The sequence below is a fragment of the Mesorhizobium sp. M0491 genome (assembly GCF_040321265.1).
Taxonomy (GTDB): Bacteria; Pseudomonadota; Alphaproteobacteria; order Rhizobiales; family Rhizobiaceae; genus Mesorhizobium.
In genome coordinates this window covers 96535-113028 of the sequence record NZ_JAMYRE010000015.1, presented here as the reverse complement: position 1 = coordinate 113028, position 16494 = coordinate 96535, and the positions used below count along the sequence as shown (strand labels likewise).

The window sequence follows — 16494 nt, the reverse complement described above, 5'->3', positions numbered from 1 at the left end:
ACGAGGCCTTCAGCGAGGTGACCGCAGGTCTGATATGAAGGGAGAAAATTCTTCCCCAACAGCAGGGAGACGACGATGAGCTTGCAACTGACAGGTATCCACCATCTGACCGCCATCACCGCCAATGCGCCTGGCAATCTTCATTTCTACACCAAGGTGCTGGGTCTGCGGCTGGTCAAGAAGACCGTAAACCAGGACGACACCTCGGCCTACCACCTCTTCTATGCCGACGGCGAAGCGACGCCGGGCACCGACCTTACCTTCTTCGACTGGCCGGTCGGCCGCGAGCGGCGCGGCACGCACAGCATCGTGCGGACCAGCCTCAGGGTCGGCAGCCGGGAGAGCCTTGCCTGGTGGAAGCAACACTTGACCGATGAAGGCCTGGCAACAGGAGAGGTCGCCGACATCGGCGGTTATGCGTCGTTGGACTTCGAAGATCCCGAGGGCCAGCGTCTGCGCCTGGTCCGCGATGGCGGCAAGGGCGGCAGCCATCCCTGGGCGCAAAGCCCGGTACCGGTCGAGCACCAGATACGCGGGCTCGGGCCGATCGTCATCAGCGTTCCCGACATCACCAACACCGAAGCGGTGGTGACCAAAGTGATGAACATGCGCAAGGCGCGCGACTATGTCTCGCCGGAGGGGCAGGTTCACGTCTTCGAAATGGGAGAGGGCGGGCCGGCGGCGGAGTTGCATGTCCTGGTGCAGCCGGGACTGGCGCCGGCGCGGCAAGGCGCGGGTGCGGTTCACCATGTCGCCTTCAGGGCGCCGGACCAGGAGACGCTGCATCAATGGACGGCGCGGCTGGCCGAGTTCCGGCTGCCGTCGAGCGGCGAGGTCGAGCGCTATTATTTCCGTTCGCTCTACTTCCGCGAGCCGAATGGCATCCTGTTCGAGATCGCAACCGACGGGCCGGGGTTCACCGCCGACGAGCCGCTGGAAACACTGGGGGAAAGCCTCGCCTTGCCGCCATTCCTCGAACCGAAGCGGGCTTCGATCGAGGCTGGCCTCAAGCCGCTGAAGTAGATCGTTTTCCCAGTCGCAGACGGGCGCCGCGTTCCGACCTAGGATCGCGGCGTCGTTCTTTCTCAGGCAATGAACGACGTGCTTTGACAGCCGGGCGCGTTGCTGGTCAAAGGCGGCATGACGAAATTCCTCGCCCTTGTCATCGTCGGTTTCATGGTCATTCAACTGATCAAGCCGCTCGGCTGGCCAGGCCTCAAGCGACGCGGCGATTTCTGGAAGCTGGCACTGCTCGCCATGGCCGCGATTTCACTGGCGGCCGTGCTCGGGCATTTGACGTAGGACGGCACTTGTCGTCGGTGCCCAATTGCCAAGCACCGGGCCAACCAGATGCTCGGCCCAAGCCCGGTAGCCTGCTTCCGAGGCGTGAAAGCCGTCCGAGGCAAAGCCGGCTTCCGGATTGGTGATCGGCAGGCGCGGCGCCGGCACCGCGCCGCGCTCCAGGCAAAGGCGTTCGCCCATCCGGTTCATGTCGGTGGCGCGAATCTCAAGAATTTTTCCGAGCAGCGGCGGCATGGCCGGCGCCCGCGTGAACTCCAGCACCGGCGACCACACCACGCGTGCTTCCGGCCACTTGGCACGCATCGCGTAGAGCAGGCCGCCGAACTCCTTCTTGAAGCGCGGCACGGAGTGAAAATTCTTGGTGTCGTTGGTGCCGATGGCCAGCACGATATGCGTCCATGGATCGGCCGACAGATTGGGCAGGACATGGTCACGGATCTGGCCAGACGTTGCCGAATTGAAGCCGGCAGCGCGCCAGCGCACGGCGCGGCCTGTACTCTGTGAAATCAGCACGGCGAGTTGCGCGGCAAGCCCGTCTTCCGAATTGCCGATGCCGACCGACGCGGCGGAGGAATCGCCCAGCACCAGAAGCGAGATATCAGGCGCCTTGCCTGGTATTTCGTGCATGACCGGCCCTTGCGCCGGCAGCATGCGCGTGGTGCGGCGTCGCACGCCGAGGCCTTGCCAAATATAGACCGGGAAGGCGAGCCAGGTGAGTAAGGCCGGGAAGCGCATAGCAGTACCGTTAAACGATCAGCGGCAGCCTTAGCGCATGTTTTGGTCGACGGGAACGCTCTTCAATCGCAGCAACTCGCCTGCCCCGCTTGCTTGCCCTGATATTCATCGTGCAGCCGCACCCAATCCATCAGTCCATGATAGGGGCCGTTCTCGTTGCGGCCCTTCGGCGTCATGTCGAGATAGTCGTAGGCGCCGATCTGCGCCTCGCCGCCGCGGGCGCGCGACATGAAGGTGAGGAAGATGTCGCCGGTCTCGTCCCGGTAGAAAACGCTGGTGCCGGGAAGCTCCTTCGATGTCCGTGGACGGGTCTCGAAATTGTAGGTGGTGTCGCCGGCGGCGATCTGCTTGTCGGTGAAGGAGACCTGCATGTCGAAGTTGAAATCCGAGGCATAGGACGACACCCAGTCGAACTTCCAGCCCATGCGCTGCTTGTAAGGCAGAAGTTCCGCCAGTGGGGCGCGCGAAACCACGACCAGCGACACGTCGTGATGCCGCAGATGCTGATTGGCGCCGTCGATATGGTCGGCAAGGAATGAGCAGCCCTCGCAATGATTGACGCAGCCCGGCCCGAACATGAAGTGATAGACGATCAGCTGGCTGTTGCCGGCAAGCAGGTCGGCCAGTCTCTTCGGCCCTTGCCCGGTCTCGAAGACATCGTCCTTCCGGATCTTCAGCCAGGGCAATTCACGCCGCTCAGCCGCGATCCGCTCGCGGAGCCGCGTCAGTTCCTTCTCGCGCGCCAGATGCGCCTTGTGCGCCTGGAACCGGTCTTCGCGCGAAACGACCTTGTTGCGATGCATGAACCTCTCCCTGAAGTGTCATTCCAAGGACGTTCGGGATGAGCACAACCCGACATCGCCCGAGAGGAAATAAGGACGGAGAGGCTCCGCCCCAAGCCCGGCAAGTCACAAACAAAAAACCCGGGCGCATCGGCCCGGGTTCGAAGGAGGAAGAAAGGACTGTGGTCAGGCGGCCTGTTCCAGGCTCGCCTTCCATTTTCCGAGCGCTGCCAGATGGTTCATGTGGGCGCGATGGGTGAAGGCAGCCTGACCGGCGGCGACGTTCGAGGCCTTGCCGCTCCAGGCTTTCTGTGGCGCGGCCTGCAGCGCGCGACCATAGGAGAAGGTCAGCTTCCACGGGTGCGGCCCGATGGCGTTGATGGCGTTGAGGTTGGCGGTCGCTTCCTCGTCCTCCTGGCCGCCGGACAGGAAGGCGATGCCCGGCACGGCTGCCGGTACGGTTTCGCGGAACAGCTTTATAGTCTTTTCCGCGACTTCTTCAGGGCCACTCACCTTGCCTGATTTCCTGCCGGCCAGCACCATGTTCGGTTTCAGGATAGTACCTTCCAGCACGACGCGCGCCGCGTAGAGTTCGCTATAGAGCTTGAGCAAAATCACCTTGCTGATCTCGTAGCATGTGTCGATGTCGTGGGCGCCATCCATCAGCACCTCCGGTTCGACGATCGGCACGATGCCGGCTTCCTGGCAAAGAGCGGCATAGCGGGCGAGCGCATGGGCGTTGGAGCCGATCGAGGTCCCCGAAGGCACGCCTTTGGCGACATCGATGTCGATCACCGCGCGCCATTTGGCGAAGCGGGCGCCGAGCTTGTAGTAGTCGGCAAGGCGCTCGCGCAGGCCATCGAGGCCTTCGGTGATGGTGTCGCCGGGAAACCTGGCCAGCGGCTTGGCGCCTGCATCGACCTTGATGCCGGGGATGGCGCCGGCCGCCTTGATGATGTCGACCAGCGGCGTGCCGTCGGCGGCCTTCTGGCGGATCGTCTCGTCATAGAGGATGACGCCGGAGATGTAGCGGGTCATTGCCTCCCTGGTGCGGAACATCATCTCGCGGTAATCGCGGCGGCTGTCGGCTGTCGATTCGACGCCAATGACGTCGAAGCGCTTCTTGATGGTGCCCGAACTTTCGTCGGCGGCCAGCAGGCCCTTGCCATCGGCGACGATCGCAGCGGCAATGTCTTCGAGACGTTCGCTCATTGTGGCTTCTCCTGAAACGGTTGTTCCGCGCTTAACGGAAGTCTACCGCCAAAGGAATGGCATCGGAAAGCTCGAATCGATTGAAAGCCTCGGGCGGCCTTGTTCGCTCTCCGAGTGTTGATCGCCTCGGAGCCTCAGCGCTTCAAGACGTCGACGCCGGGCAGCGGCTTGCCTTCCATCCATTCCAGGAAAGCGCCGCCGGCGGTCGAGACATAGGTGAAGTCGTCGGCGACGCCGGCATGGTTGAGCGCCGCCACCGTATCGCCACCGCCGGCGACCGAGACCAGCTTGCCGGCCTTGGTGCGCGACGCCGCGTGCTTGGCAGCTGCCACCGTCGCATGATCGAAGGGCGCGATCTCGAAGGCGCCGAGCGGGCCGTTCCAGACCAGTGTCGCGGCGCGGTCGATCCATTCGCCGATGGCCGTCACGGTTTTGGCGCCGACATCGAGGATCATGCCGTCGGCCGGCACATCCGATATAGCGACGGTCCCGCAGGCCGCGCCCGCCTTGAACTCCCTGGCGACGACGCCGTCGACCGGCAGGATGATGGCGCAGCCGGCCTCGGCCGCCTCGATCATGATCTGCTTGGCGGTCGCGGCGAGATCATGCTCGCACAGCGATTTGCCGACATTGGTGCCACGCGCGGCAAGAAAGGTGTTGGCCATCCCGCCACCGATGACGAGGGCATCAACCTTCTTCACCAGGTTCATCAACAGATCGATCTTGGTCGAGACCTTGGCGCCGCCGACAATGGCGACGACCGGACGAACCGGTTTTCCCAAGCCCTTCTCCAGCGCCTCAAGCTCGGCTTGCATGGTGCGGCCGGCAAAAGCCGGCAACAGATGCGCCAGCCCCTCGGTCGACGAATGGGCGCGGTGCGCGGCGGAAAAGGCGTCGTTGACGAAGATGTCGCCATTGGCGGCAAGCTTTTCGGTGAAGGCCGGATCGTTCTTTTCCTCGGCCTTGTAGAAGCGGGTGTTTTCAAGCAGCAGCACATCGCCCTTGTTCATGGCGGCGACGGCGCTTCCGGCCGTGTCGCCGACGCAATCCGAGGCGAAACCGACGGGACGGCCGAGCACGTCGGCTGTCGCCCTGGCGATAGGCTCCAGCGAGAATTCGGGCGAGGGGCCATCCTTGGGCCGGCCGAAATGGGCGAGCAGGATGACCTTGGCGCCCTTGGCCGATAGCTCGGCGATAGTCGGTGCGATGCGTTCGATGCGGGTGGCATCGGTGACTTTGCCCTCAGTGACAGGCACGTTGAGGTCGACGCGCACCAGCACGCGCTTGCCGCTGATGTTGCCGATATCGTCGAGTGTCTTGAAGGCGGCCATGCGGGTTCCTTTCGCGAAAAACCGGGGGACCATACCCCGCATCGGTGACGATGCAAGGCTTAGGGCGCGCTCGAACCGAAATTTTGAACTGGGTACGATCTTGCGCCGGCAGGGCGGATGAATGGCAGCGCTCAATAGCGGTTTTGTCAGCTTTCGGTTGCTGCCTTTTCCGGCGCCGGCTCCGGGGCCGGCTTTTCGTCCGCCCGCGCCTCGGTCTCCTGCGTCTCGGTCGGCTTGCGCCAGTTGCGGATGAAGGCGGAAAGACGGTCGCCGATTTCGCCGGCGCTGAGGAAGACCGGCACCCGCGCCACCGGCGCGGTCGGCTCGAAAGACAGACCGAGGCCTATGATCTTGCCCTTGTCGTCGACGTCGCGGACGATCAGTTCTATCGGGCCGAGCAGGACGCGGTCGGCATATTCGGCATGGCCGCCGAGCCGCGCCGTGACCAGCGCGCCAACGGTGAGCTTTTGCTCCGCTTCGGTCAGGCCTGGCGTATAGGCCGCTTCCAGTTCAGCGGCGGAGCGCGCGGGGTCGACCGCGAAGGCACCGAAGAAATCGGCATCCTCGGGATCGACCACGGCACGGCTCGCGAACAGCTTGTCGAGCAGGCGCGGATAGCGGTCCGGCACGAAAATATAGACCTGGTCGCCGGCGGCGAGCCGGCCCATGTCCTGGAAGCGCATCGAGCGGCCGTCGCGCAGCACCAGCGAGGGCCGCGCCCAGCGTGGGATCCGCTCGCCGCGCGCCACCGGGCTGCCGTGTGCAACGCGATAGGCAAGAAGCTCGTGATGGGCCGAGCCCGGCAATTCAAGCTCGACCTTGTCCAGCGGTCCGAGCCGTGCCGGCACGATCAGACCGAGGCGGCGCGCCAGCGGTCCGACCGTCCAGCCCTGGATGACCAGCGACACGAGCACGATGATGAAGGCGGTGTTGAAGATGACACGGCCGTTTTCCAGGCCGCCGAGCAGCGGGGTGATGGCGAGCAGGATCGACACCGCGCCGCGCAGGCCGACCCACGAGATGAAGGCGACTTCGGGGCGCGGCAGACGGAACGGGATCAGGCAGAGCCAGACGGCGACTGGCCGCGCCACGAACATCAGGAATAGGCCGAGCAGCACCGCCGGCACCATGATCGCCGGAAACTGCGACGGCGTCGCGAACAGGCCGAGGATGAGGAACATGATGATCTGCGCCAGCCACGACATGCCGTCCTGGAAACGCTTGAGGATGGTGACGGCTCGGATGTCGGAATTGCCGGCGATAAGGCCGGCGATATACACCGCCAGGAAGCCTGAGCCGCCAATGGCGCCGGCTGCTGCAAACACCATCAGCGACAAGGTCAGCACGAAGATCGGCAGCAGGCCGTGGTCGAGATTGAGCCGGTCGACGAGGCGCACGATGGCGAGACCGCCCAGCACGCCTACGATTGCACCGAGGCCCATGTTGAGGAGGAAGCCGAGAAACAGGCTGGTGACCAGAACATTGGTCTCGGGGTTGGCGTGGGCGGCGATGATCTCTACCAGCGTGATGGTCAGGAAGATGGCGATCGGGTCGTTGGTGCCGGATTCCACCTCCAGCGTCGAGCGCACGCGTTCGCGCAGATTGATCTCGCCGGCTCGCAACAGGAAGAACACGGCCGCCGCATCTGTGGAGGCGACGGCAGCCCCGAGCAGGAAGGATTCCAGCCAGGTGAGATCGAGCAGATAATGGGCGGCGACGCCGAACAGGCCGGTGGTGACAAGCACGCCGAAGGTCGCCAGCGACAAAGCCGGGCCTGCAGCCTGCCGCAAGGCGTTGAGCGGCGTGCCGAAACCGGAATCGAACAGGATGACCGCCAGCGCCAGTGAGCCGGCAAAATAAGCGATGCGGGCGTTGTCGAACTGGATGCCGAGACCATCAGTGCCGGTGGCGAGGCCAATGCAGAGAAACAGGAGCAGAAGAGGGGCGCCGAAGCGGAAGGCGATCAGGCTCGAAAACGCGGCGGCGACGACAAGCGCTGTGCCGACCAGCGTGACGAGATAGATCGCATGCTCCATCCTGAAATCAGCCCCTCAAATTCGTCTGTCTCCTGCTTTGCGAGAGAGTGGGGCGAAGACGTGACCAGTGCAAGGCGGCAGGGTGGCTTTTTGGCCTATGCCGCTGATTTTTGGATGTTTTGGCGTCCAGGACACAATTTGGAAAGGCGCAAGCTGCGCTCATGAAAAACGCCCGGGCAAAGCCGGGCGTTCCAAGTCTCGAAAAGAGAGTTTTGTGATCAGGCGATGGTCTTGCCGAAGGCGACCGATGTGTCGCCCATGCGGTTGGAGAAACCCCATTCATTGTCGTACCAGGACAGCACCGACACGAAGTTGCCGTCCATCACCTTGGTCTGGTCGAGCGCCATGATCGAGGAGCGCGGATCGTGGTTGAAGTCGATCGACACGTTCGGGTGATGGGTGACGCCGAGAATGCCCTTGAGCTTGCCGTTGGAGGCGGCGATCACCGCGTCGTTGATCTCCTGCACCGTGGTCGACCGCTTGGCGATGAACTTGAAATCGACGACCGAGACGTTCGGGGTCGGCACGCGGATCGAGATGCCGTCGAGCTTGCCCTTGAGGTCGGGCAGCACCAGTCCGATCGCCTTGGCGGCACCGGTCGAGGTCGGGATCTGCGACAGGGCAGCGGCGCGGGCGCGGTAGAGATCCTTGTGCATGGTGTCCAGCGTCGGCTGGTCGCCGGTGTAGGAATGGATCGTCGTCATCATGCCCTTTTCGATGCCGACCGTCTCGTGCAGCACGGCTGCCAGCGGCGCCAGGCAGTTGGTGGTGCAAGAGGCATTCGAGATGACGATATGGTCCTTGGTCAACTGGTCGTGGTTGATGCCGTAGACCACGGTGAGGTCGGCGCCTTCGGCCGGGGCCGAAACGATGACGCGCTTGGCGCCGGCGGTCAGGTGTGCCGCTGCCTTGTCACGGGCGGTGAAGATGCCGGTGCATTCGAGCGCGATGTCGATGCCGAGTTCCTTCCACGGCAGCTGGGTCGGATCCTTGATCGCGGTGACCTTGAACGTTTCCTTGCCGACGGTGATCTGGTCGCCGGAAACTGAAACTTCATGCGGGAAGCGGCCATGCACGCTGTCATAGCGCAACAGGTGCGCATTGGTCTCGACCGGGCCGAGGTCGTTGACGGCGACGACGTCGATGTCCTTGCGGCCGGATTCATGGATGGCGCGCAGGATGTTGCGGCCGATGCGGCCGAATCCGTTGATGGCAACTCTGACGGTCATAATTCTCTCCCTGGGAGTTGGAGGGCGGATGAGGGTCCGCAGTTTCATAGCTGTGGAAGCAGAAAGAATCCAGCCGCAGTGGCGTGGATTTAAATCGATTAAGTTGGGCCGGCCCGGCGAGACCGCCTTACGCGATTTCGCCGAACCTTGAACCTATTTGGTAAGCAGGCGGGCTTCCGCCGCCTTGGCCGCGGCTTCGGCGGTAATGCCGAAATGCGGATAGAGTTGCTCGATCGTGCCCGAGGCGCCGAAGCCTGTCATGCCGACGAAGATGCCGTCGGAGCCGATCAGATGATCCCAGCCCTGGCGTATGCCGGCTTCGATCGCCATCTTGATTGGCGCGTTGCCGATCGTTTTCTTGCGGTAGTCGTCGCTCTGCTGGTCGAACAGTTCGAAGCAGGGCACCGAGACGACGCGGGTGGGATGGCCGTGCTTTTCCAGCAGGTCGCGGGCGCCGAGTGCGATCTCGACCTCGGAGCCGGTGGCGAAGATCGTCACCGTTGCCTCGCCGCTGGCGGCAGCCAGCTCATAGGCACCCTGGCTGCTCAAGTTGTTGGCAACGAATTCGTTGCGTACCGTCGGCAGGTTCTGGCGGGTAAGCGCCAACGTCGACGGCGTCTTTTCCGACTCCAGGGCGATCTGCCAGCATTCAGCGGTTTCCACGGCGTCGGCCGGGCGGAAGACATTGTGATTGGGAATGGCGCGCAATGCGGCCAGATGCTCGACCGGCTGGTGGGTCGGGCCGTCTTCGCCCAGACCGATGGAATCATGGGTCATGACGAAGATCGAGCGGATGCCCATCAGCGAGGCGAGCCGCATCGACGGACGGGCATAGTCGGAGAAGCACATGAAGGTGCCGCCATAGGCGATGAGGCCGCCATGCAGCGTCAGGCCGTTGATCGCGGCGGCCATGCCGTGCTCGCGGATGCCGTAGTGGACATAGCGCTGGCCATAGTCGTCCGACGTGATGTTCTTGGTCTGGCTGGTCTTGGTGTTGTTGGAGCCGGTCAGGTCGGCGGAGCCGCCGATGCTCTCGGGCACGGCGCCGTTGATGACCTCCAGCGCCATCTCGGAAGACTTGCGGGTGGCGACCTTCGGCTTGTCGGCCGACAGCTTCTTCTTGTAGTCGGCGATGACGGCGTCGAAATTGGACGGCAGCTTGCCGCTGATGCGGCGCTCGAACTCGGCCTTCAGCTTGGCGTCGGCCTTGGCCAGGCGGCCTTCCCAGTCTGTACGCGCCTTGACGCCGGCCTTGCCGGCGGTGCGCCAGGCGTCGAGAATGTCGGCTGGAATCTCGAAGGGCGGCGAATCCCAGTTGAAGAACTTGCGCGCGCCGGCGATTTCGTCGGCGCCCAGAGGGGAGCCGTGCGCCTTGTTGGTGCCGGCCTTGGTTGGTGCGCCGAAGCCGATGGTCGTCTTGCAGGCGATCATCGTCGGCTTGTCGGAATGGCGGGCAGCTTCGATGGCATAAGCGATGGCTTCCGGATCGGTGCCGTCGATGTGGATGGCATTCCAGCCGGAGGCCTGGAAGCGGGCGACCTGATCGGTGTTGTCGGACAGCGAGACCGGGCCGTCGATCGAGATGTCGTTGTTGTCCCAGAAGACGATCAGCTTGTTGAGCTTGAGATGGCCGGCAAGCGCGATGGCTTCCTGGGAAACACCTTCCATCAGGCAGCCGTCGCCGGCCAGCACATAGGTGTAATGATCGACGAGATCGTTGCCGAAGGCGGCGTTCATGATGCGCTCGCCGAGCGCGAAGCCGACCGAATTGGCGAGACCCTGGCCGAGCGGGCCCGTCGTCGTCTCTATGCCGGTGGCATGGCCATATTCGGGATGGCCGGCGGTCTTCGAGCCCAACTGACGGAAGTGCTTGATCTGGTCGAGGGTCATGTCTTCGTAGCCGGTCAGATGCAGCAGCGAATAGAGCAGCATTGAGCCATGGCCGGCCGACAGGATGAAACGGTCGCGATCGGCCCAGTGCGGGGCCTTGGGATCATATTTCAGGAAGCGCGTGAACAGCACCGTGGCGATATCGGCGCAGCCCATGGGCAGGCCTGGATGGCCGGAATTTGCCTTCTCGACGGCGTCCATGGAGAGAAAGCGGATCGCATTGGCCATCCGGTCATGTTGTTCACGCGACGTCATGGTTCCTCCAGAAGTGGGGGTTTGGGGGCTTGGGAGAGCCCTTGAAAAGGGTGCGCGACACATAGCAGGCGCGGGCTTTTAGTCAACAAATCGGGTGCACATTTGCCGGTCTTGTGATGCCGGCGGCGGGTCTACATTAGCGTTAGCAGGGGACAGTCGCGAGAGCTTTATTGACGTTGCCTTCACCCGGTGCCTAATGTTTCAGGGATAACGCGTTCTGAACGTGAACGATTCGGTGATGGGCAGGGCACAGGACGAAGGCCATGACCGGGGAAGCCACACTCAAGGAAGTCATCGCGAGGCTGGGCAAGGCCATCGAGGGGCTGGAAAACGCCGTCGCGGCCAAGCTTGAGCATGAACGCGACTACTCCGAAGCCGAGGCCGAGGTGCAGCGGATGAATGCCGACCGCTCGCGGCTGGCGCAGGAACTCGATAATTCCGAAGCGCGCGCCGAACGGCTGGAAGATGCCAACAAGGAAGTCTCGCGACGTTTGGTGACTGCCATGGAAACCATCCGCGCCGTGTTGGACAGATAGGAGCTGGCCCGATGGCACAGGTCACGGTTTCAATCGACGGCAAGCAGTATCGCATGGCCTGCGACGAGGGCCAGGAAGAGCATCTGATCGACCTTGCCGAACGCTTCGACCGCTATGTTTCACACCTGAAGGACTCGTTCGGCGAGATCGGCGATCAGCGGCTGACCGTGATGGCCGGCATCATGGTGATGGATGAACTCTCGGAGTTGCAGAAACGCGTCAAGGGCATGGAAAGCGAAGTGCTGACCCTGCGCAAGACCCGCGACGAGGCTCTGACCAAGGCCGACAAAAGCGATAGCGTGCTGACCAACGCGCTCGGCGCGCTGGCACAGCGCATGGAAGACCTGACTGTGACGCTGGCGGTCAACAAATCCTGAGGCAGAACCTTTCCTGTCCAGCCCAACAGGCTCTCATATGCGCGCCGCGTATTCGGCAGCATAAAAATGCTCGCCTGCCGCCGACAAGAGTTTCATATTATCTTGCAGCCACGATTTTTGCGCTAAGATGCAACGATGCCGGGCGGGACAGCTTGATGTCGGCGTGATTGCCGCGTGCTGTTCCTCGCTGCCGACGGTTCCGTTTACAGGGGAGATGTACCATGAGCCTTCGTATCAACGACATTGCGCCGGATTTTACCGCCGAGACCACGCAAGGGACGATCAAATTCCATGACTGGATCGGTGACGGTTGGGCGATCCTGTTCAGTCACCCGAAGAATTTCACGCCGGTCTGCACGACCGAGCTTGGCACGATGGCCGGGCTCGAAGGCGAGTTCAAGAAGCGCAATGTCAAGATCATCGGCATTTCGGTCGATCCGGTCGAAAGTCACGGCAAGTGGCAGGACGACATCAAGACGGCGACCGGTCATTCGGTGAGCTACCCGCTGATCGGCGACAAGGACCTCAAGGTCGCCAAGCTCTACGACATGCTGCCGGGCGGTGCCGGCGAGACGTCGGAGGGCCGTACGCCGGCCGACAATGCCACGGTGCGCTCGGTCTACGTCATCGGACCTGACAAGAAGATCAAGCTGGTGCTGACTTACCCGATGACCACGGGGCGCAATTTCGATGAGATCCTGCGCGCGGTCGATTCCATGCAGCTCACCGCCAAGCACCAGGTGGCGACACCGGCGAATTGGAAGCAGGGCGAGGACGTTATCATCACCGCTGCTGTCTCCAACGAAGACGCGATCAAGCGCTTCGGCGCCTACGAGACCATTTTGCCCTATCTGCGGAAGACCAAGCAGCCATCGGCCTGATCCCAGGCGCTTCGGAACGATCTTTGGCCTTCTCGCCCTTGCGAGCCAAGTGATACTTGACTGCCGCACCCGAGCGGACAACCATGCTCCTCTCGGGTGTCGTCAGAGAAAATCATTCCTGGCGACCGAGAGTTGGGGAAGCCGGAATTGGACGTAGCTTTGGCCAAGCCGCAGGTCAGCGGCTTCTATGACAAGCCGACCGGGGCCATCCAGTATGTCGTCGCCGACCAGGCGACGAAGCGATGCGCCATCATCGATCCGATCCTTGATTTCGACGAGAAATCCGGTGCTACGGCAACGACGAATGCCGATGTCCTGCTCGACTTCGTCAGCGAGCAGGGACTGAGCGTCGAATGGGTCCTCGACACCCATCCGCATGCCGACCATTTCTCGGCGGCGCACTATCTGAGGGAGAAGACCGGCGCGCCGACGGCGATCGGCGACAGGGTCGTCGACGTTCAGAATTTGTGGAAAGCGATTTACAACTGGCCGGATTTTCCCGCCGACGGTTCGCAGTGGGACAGGCTGTTTGGTGAAGGCGAAACCTTCCAGGTGGGTACTCTTCCGGTCAAGGTGCTGTTCTCGCCCGGCCATACGCTGGCCTCGATCACCTATGTGATCGGTGATGCCGCCTTCGTCCACGATACGCTGTTCATGCCCGACAGCGGCACGGCGCGGACGGACTTTCCCGGTGGCAGTGCCGCGCGGCTCTGGCGCTCGATCCAGGACATTCTGGCGTTGCCGAACGAGACGCGCGTCTTCGTCGGCCATGACTATCAGGCCGGCGGCCGCGAGCCCTCGTGGGAAAGCACGGTCGCCATACAGAAGGCAACCAACATCCATCTCGTCGCCGCGCGCAGCGAGGCCGAGTTCGTCGCCTTGCGCGAGGCGCGCGACAGGACGCTGCCGATGCCAAGGCTGATCCTGCATGCGCTGCAGGTCAACATGAATGGCGGGAGGCTGCCCGAACCCGAAGCCAATGGCCTGCGGTACCTGAAATTTCCGCTGGACGGGCTTTGAGGGGCTGTTGGCGAAGTTGCCAATCTCCCCCCTTGCGGGGGAGATGCCCGGCAGGGCAGAGGGGGGTGCTGTCCCGCCAACCTGTCAGCTAATTGTGGCTGTGCCTTCAGTCTTCGGTTGGGTGGACTGACGCCGAAAGTAGCGATCCTTCACACCCGCCTCTGTCCTGCCGGACATCTCCCCCGCAAGGGGGGAGATCGGATGTCGCCTTCGCTTTCGCCAACCACCATTGCAGTCCGCTACAAAAAAGACGGCGCCAGTTTCCTGGCGCCGCCTTGATTTTTGTTGCCTTAGCCGGCTTTAAGCCGCGGGCTGTGCCTCGATGGTGCGCAGCGCCTGGGTCTGGCGCTTGGCGGCGGCCTTGACCGCATCCTGCACCTTCTCGAAGGCGCGCACCTCGATCTGGCGCACGCGCTCGCGGCTGATGTCGAACTCGGACGACAGCTCTTCCAGCGTCAGCGGCTCCTCGGCGAGGCGACGAGCCTCGAAGATGCGACGCTCGCGTTCGTTGAGCACGGCAAGAGCGCCCGACAGCATGCCGCGCCGGTTTTCCAGCTCGTCCTGCTCGATCAGCATCTCTTCCTGGCTTTCGTGGTCGTCGACCAGCCAGTCCTGCCACTCGCCGGACTCACCTTCGCTCGCCCGGATCGGGGCATTGAGCGAGGCGTCGCCCGACAGACGGCGGTTCATCGACACCACCTCGGCTTCGGAAACGTTCAGCCTGGTGGCGATCTCGGCGATCTGGTCGGGCTTCAAGTCGCCGTCGTCGAGCGCCTGGATCTTGCCCTTGACCTTGCGCAGGTTGAAGAACAGGCGCTTCTGATTGGCGGTCGTGCCCATCTTGACCAGGCTCCACGAGCGCAGGATGTACTCCTGGATCGAGGCCTTGATCCACCACATGGCATATGTCGCCAGGCGGAAGCCACGCTCGGGTTCGAATTTCTTGACGGCCTGCATCAGGCCGACATTGCCTTCCGAGATCACTTCGCCGATCGGCAGGCCATAGCCGCGATAGCCCATGGCGATCTTGGCGACGAGCCTGAGATGACTGGTGACGAGCTTGTGCGCAGCGGAAGTGTCTTCATGCTCGGCATAACGCTTGGCGAGCATGTACTCTTCCTGCGGCTGCAGCATGGGAAAGCGGCGAATTTCTTCCAGGTAGCGGCTGAGGCCGCCTTCGCCGGAAACGATACTGGGTAGTGACTGGGCCATGATAGCGCCCCCTCTCTATTGGAGTGATGCCCCCGAAACGCGGCGGGCATGTGAACGCGAGCACCAAAAGGCTCGCCCGCGACATCAGATCTTATACAGGAACAAAACCAGAAAAGACAGGCATTTGTTCAACACGAAACAGTGTGTCACGGTGAAGTGAACAATGTCAGTCAGGTTTTTTGATGGCTTGTTGGTGACGGGCTCAGAGTTTGCGGAAGCCGCCGACGAGTTCCTCCATGTCCCTCGGTAACGGCGCCTCGAACCTCATCGTTAGATGGGTAGTGGGGTGCCGAAATGCAAGGAGCCAGGCATGCAAAGCTTGCCGGGGAAATGCCTTGACCTGACTTTTCAGCGGTTCGGGCAGCCGGTTGGCTTTGGTGCGGAAGGCTTGGCCGTAATCGGGGTCGCCAATCACCGGATGGCCGATATGCGCCATGTGGACACGGATCTGGTGGGTGCGGCCGGTCTCCAGCCGGCATTCGACCAGGCTGGCCGTGGCGAACTCCTTTTGGCTCTCGCCGAAACGCTCCTGCACGGCGAAGTGGGTGACCGCATGGCGGGCGTCGTCGCGTCCTTCCGGCACCACGGCACGGCGCACCCGGTCGGCGGCGCGGCCGAGCGGCGCGTCGACCCTTCCGGCCGGCCTTTGCGGTATCCCCCAGACCAGCGCCAGATAGGCACGTTCGAGATCGCCGGTCAGGCCGTGATCGGCGAAAGCCTCGGACAGTGACTTGTGGGCGCGGTCGGTCTTGGCGACCACCATGACGCCGCTGGTCTCCTTGTCGAGGCGGTGGACGATGCCTGGCCGCCGGACGCCGCCGATGCCGGAAAGGCTGTCGCCGCAATGATGGATCAGCGCGTTGACCAGCGTACCGGTCCAGTTGCCGGCGCCGGGGTGCACGACAAGCCCGGCCGGCTTGTTGATGACGATCAGCTCGTCGTCCTCATAGAGCACGTCTAGCGCGATGTTCTCGCCCTGCGGCTCCGCCGGCTCCGGCTCCGGCATGGTAACCGACACGCTTTCGCCCGGCGCCATCTTGCGCTTGGTCTCGTCGACAGGTTTGCCGTCGACCGAGACCGCGCCCTGCCTGATCAGCATCTGCACGCGGCTGCGTGATATGTCCGGGCCAAGGCTTGCGGCCAGCCACTGGTCGAGGCGCAGGCCGGCCGCATCCGCGCCCGCCACCAGCACGGTCGGTACCGCCTCTATCAATTCGGGGGCCTCTTCGCTATGAGCGCTCATTGAAAAACCGTTCCGGAACTGTTTTGCCATGGCCAGCCCGATCGCCGAAGAAGACCAGGATAAGCCGCTCGACCCCGAGGTCGAAAAGGTGCGCAGGAAACTCGTCCGCTTCGTCGGGATCAATCTCGGCCTGCTGTTCCTCGCCCTTATGGTGGTGATCGGCGCCCTTGTCTACAAAGCGCGCAATGCACCGCCGACGAACCCGCCGCTGGCCGGCGATATCCAGACACCCGCCGGCGAACCGGTCAGCGGCGACATCGTGCTGCCGGTCGGGGCCAAGGTGGTCAGCCAGTCGCTGTCCGGCAATCGTGTCTCGATCGATGCCGAGCTTGCCGACGGCAGCCGCACGATCTTCGTCTACGACATCACCGAGCGACGCCTGATCGGCCGCTTTGCGATCCGCAACAAGTGACCGAGCCGCAACGATGAACGGCAGCAGGCCAATGAGCAAGC

The 16494-nt window shown here is 63.0% G+C and carries 16 protein-coding genes; 7 read left to right on the top strand and 9 right to left on the bottom strand.

Going from position 1 to position 16494, the window contains the following annotated elements; genetic code table 11:
- Positions 1–75 precede the first annotated feature (75 nt).
- On the top strand, positions 76–1023 hold the full coding sequence (locus tag NKI69_RS20550) for a ring-cleaving dioxygenase (RefSeq protein ID WP_352442021.1): 948 nt from the start codon (positions 76–78) through the stop codon (positions 1021–1023).
- 117 nt (positions 1024–1140) lie between these two features.
- Positions 1141–1302, top strand: coding sequence for a hypothetical protein (locus NKI69_RS20545; protein ID WP_023810961.1), 162 nt, complete (start codon positions 1141–1143; stop codon positions 1300–1302).
- Here NKI69_RS20545 and NKI69_RS20540 read toward each other — a convergent pair.
- From NKI69_RS20540 to tkt, 7 genes are all read right to left on the bottom strand, one after another.
- Entirely contained in the window at positions 1270–2037 is a 768-nt protein-coding gene (locus NKI69_RS20540) for an SGNH/GDSL hydrolase family protein (protein WP_023810962.1), read from the bottom strand. The genes NKI69_RS20545 and NKI69_RS20540 overlap by 33 nt on opposite strands.
- A gap of 62 nt (positions 2038–2099) precedes the next feature.
- Positions 2100–2840 carry a DUF899 domain-containing protein gene (locus NKI69_RS20535; protein ID WP_352722444.1) on the bottom strand — a complete coding sequence of 247 codons (741 nt, stop codon included), beginning with the start codon at positions 2838–2840 and terminating at the stop codon, positions 2100–2102.
- A gap of 165 nt (positions 2841–3005) precedes the next feature.
- The gene (locus NKI69_RS20530; protein WP_023810964.1) at positions 3006–4031 is read right to left on the bottom strand and encodes a class I fructose-bisphosphate aldolase; all 1026 of its coding nucleotides are present in this window, start codon (positions 4029–4031) and stop codon (positions 3006–3008) included.
- Positions 4032–4165: 134 nt separating this feature from the next.
- Positions 4166–5362 carry a phosphoglycerate kinase gene (locus NKI69_RS20525; protein ID WP_023810965.1) on the bottom strand — a complete coding sequence of 399 codons (1197 nt, stop codon included), beginning with the start codon at positions 5360–5362 and terminating at the stop codon, positions 4166–4168.
- Between the two features lie 146 nt (positions 5363–5508).
- A complete protein-coding gene (locus NKI69_RS20520) occupies positions 5509–7398 on the bottom strand; it encodes a potassium/proton antiporter (RefSeq protein WP_023810966.1) in 1890 nt (629 codons plus the stop codon).
- A gap of 218 nt (positions 7399–7616) precedes the next feature.
- Positions 7617–8627 carry a type I glyceraldehyde-3-phosphate dehydrogenase gene (gene gap / locus NKI69_RS20515; protein WP_023810967.1) on the bottom strand — a complete coding sequence of 337 codons (1011 nt, stop codon included), beginning with the start codon at positions 8625–8627 and terminating at the stop codon, positions 7617–7619.
- A 153-nt stretch (positions 8628–8780) separates the two neighbouring features.
- A complete protein-coding gene (gene tkt, locus NKI69_RS20510) occupies positions 8781–10772 on the bottom strand; it encodes a transketolase (RefSeq protein WP_023810968.1) in 1992 nt (663 codons plus the stop codon).
- Positions 10773–11035: 263 nt separating this feature from the next.
- Between tkt and NKI69_RS20505 the strand changes: the two genes are divergently transcribed.
- The 4 genes from NKI69_RS20505 to NKI69_RS20490 all read left to right on the top strand — a co-directional run bounded on the left by NKI69_RS20505 (position 11036) and on the right by NKI69_RS20490 (position 13586).
- On the top strand, positions 11036–11308 hold the full coding sequence (locus NKI69_RS20505) for a DUF4164 domain-containing protein (RefSeq protein WP_013529251.1): 273 nt from the start codon (positions 11036–11038) through the stop codon (positions 11306–11308).
- A gap of 11 nt (positions 11309–11319) precedes the next feature.
- Positions 11320–11685, top strand: a complete 366-nt coding sequence (locus NKI69_RS20500; protein ID WP_023810969.1) for a cell division protein ZapA — start codon at positions 11320–11322, stop codon at positions 11683–11685.
- A gap of 221 nt (positions 11686–11906) precedes the next feature.
- A complete protein-coding gene (locus NKI69_RS20495) occupies positions 11907–12566 on the top strand; it encodes a peroxiredoxin (RefSeq protein WP_352722443.1) in 660 nt (219 codons plus the stop codon).
- Positions 12567–12713: 147 nt separating this feature from the next.
- On the top strand, positions 12714–13586 hold the full coding sequence (locus NKI69_RS20490) for an MBL fold metallo-hydrolase (RefSeq protein WP_352442029.1): 873 nt from the start codon (positions 12714–12716) through the stop codon (positions 13584–13586).
- 300 nt (positions 13587–13886) lie between these two features.
- Here NKI69_RS20490 and rpoH read toward each other — a convergent pair whose 3' ends face one another.
- Together rpoH and NKI69_RS20480 are read right to left on the bottom strand one after the other, a co-directional pair.
- A complete protein-coding gene (gene rpoH / locus NKI69_RS20485; RefSeq protein ID WP_013529255.1) occupies positions 13887–14798 on the bottom strand; it encodes an RNA polymerase sigma factor RpoH in 912 nt (303 codons plus the stop codon).
- Between the two features lie 202 nt (positions 14799–15000).
- A complete protein-coding gene (locus tag NKI69_RS20480) occupies positions 15001–16041 on the bottom strand; it encodes an RluA family pseudouridine synthase (RefSeq protein WP_352722442.1) in 1041 nt (346 codons plus the stop codon).
- Between the two features lie 28 nt (positions 16042–16069).
- Here NKI69_RS20480 and NKI69_RS20475 point away from each other — a divergent pair, with 28 nt between their 5' ends.
- On the top strand, positions 16070–16453 hold the full coding sequence (locus NKI69_RS20475; protein WP_352722441.1) for a fimbrial protein: 384 nt from the start codon (positions 16070–16072) through the stop codon (positions 16451–16453).
- Positions 16454–16494 lie beyond the last annotated feature (41 nt).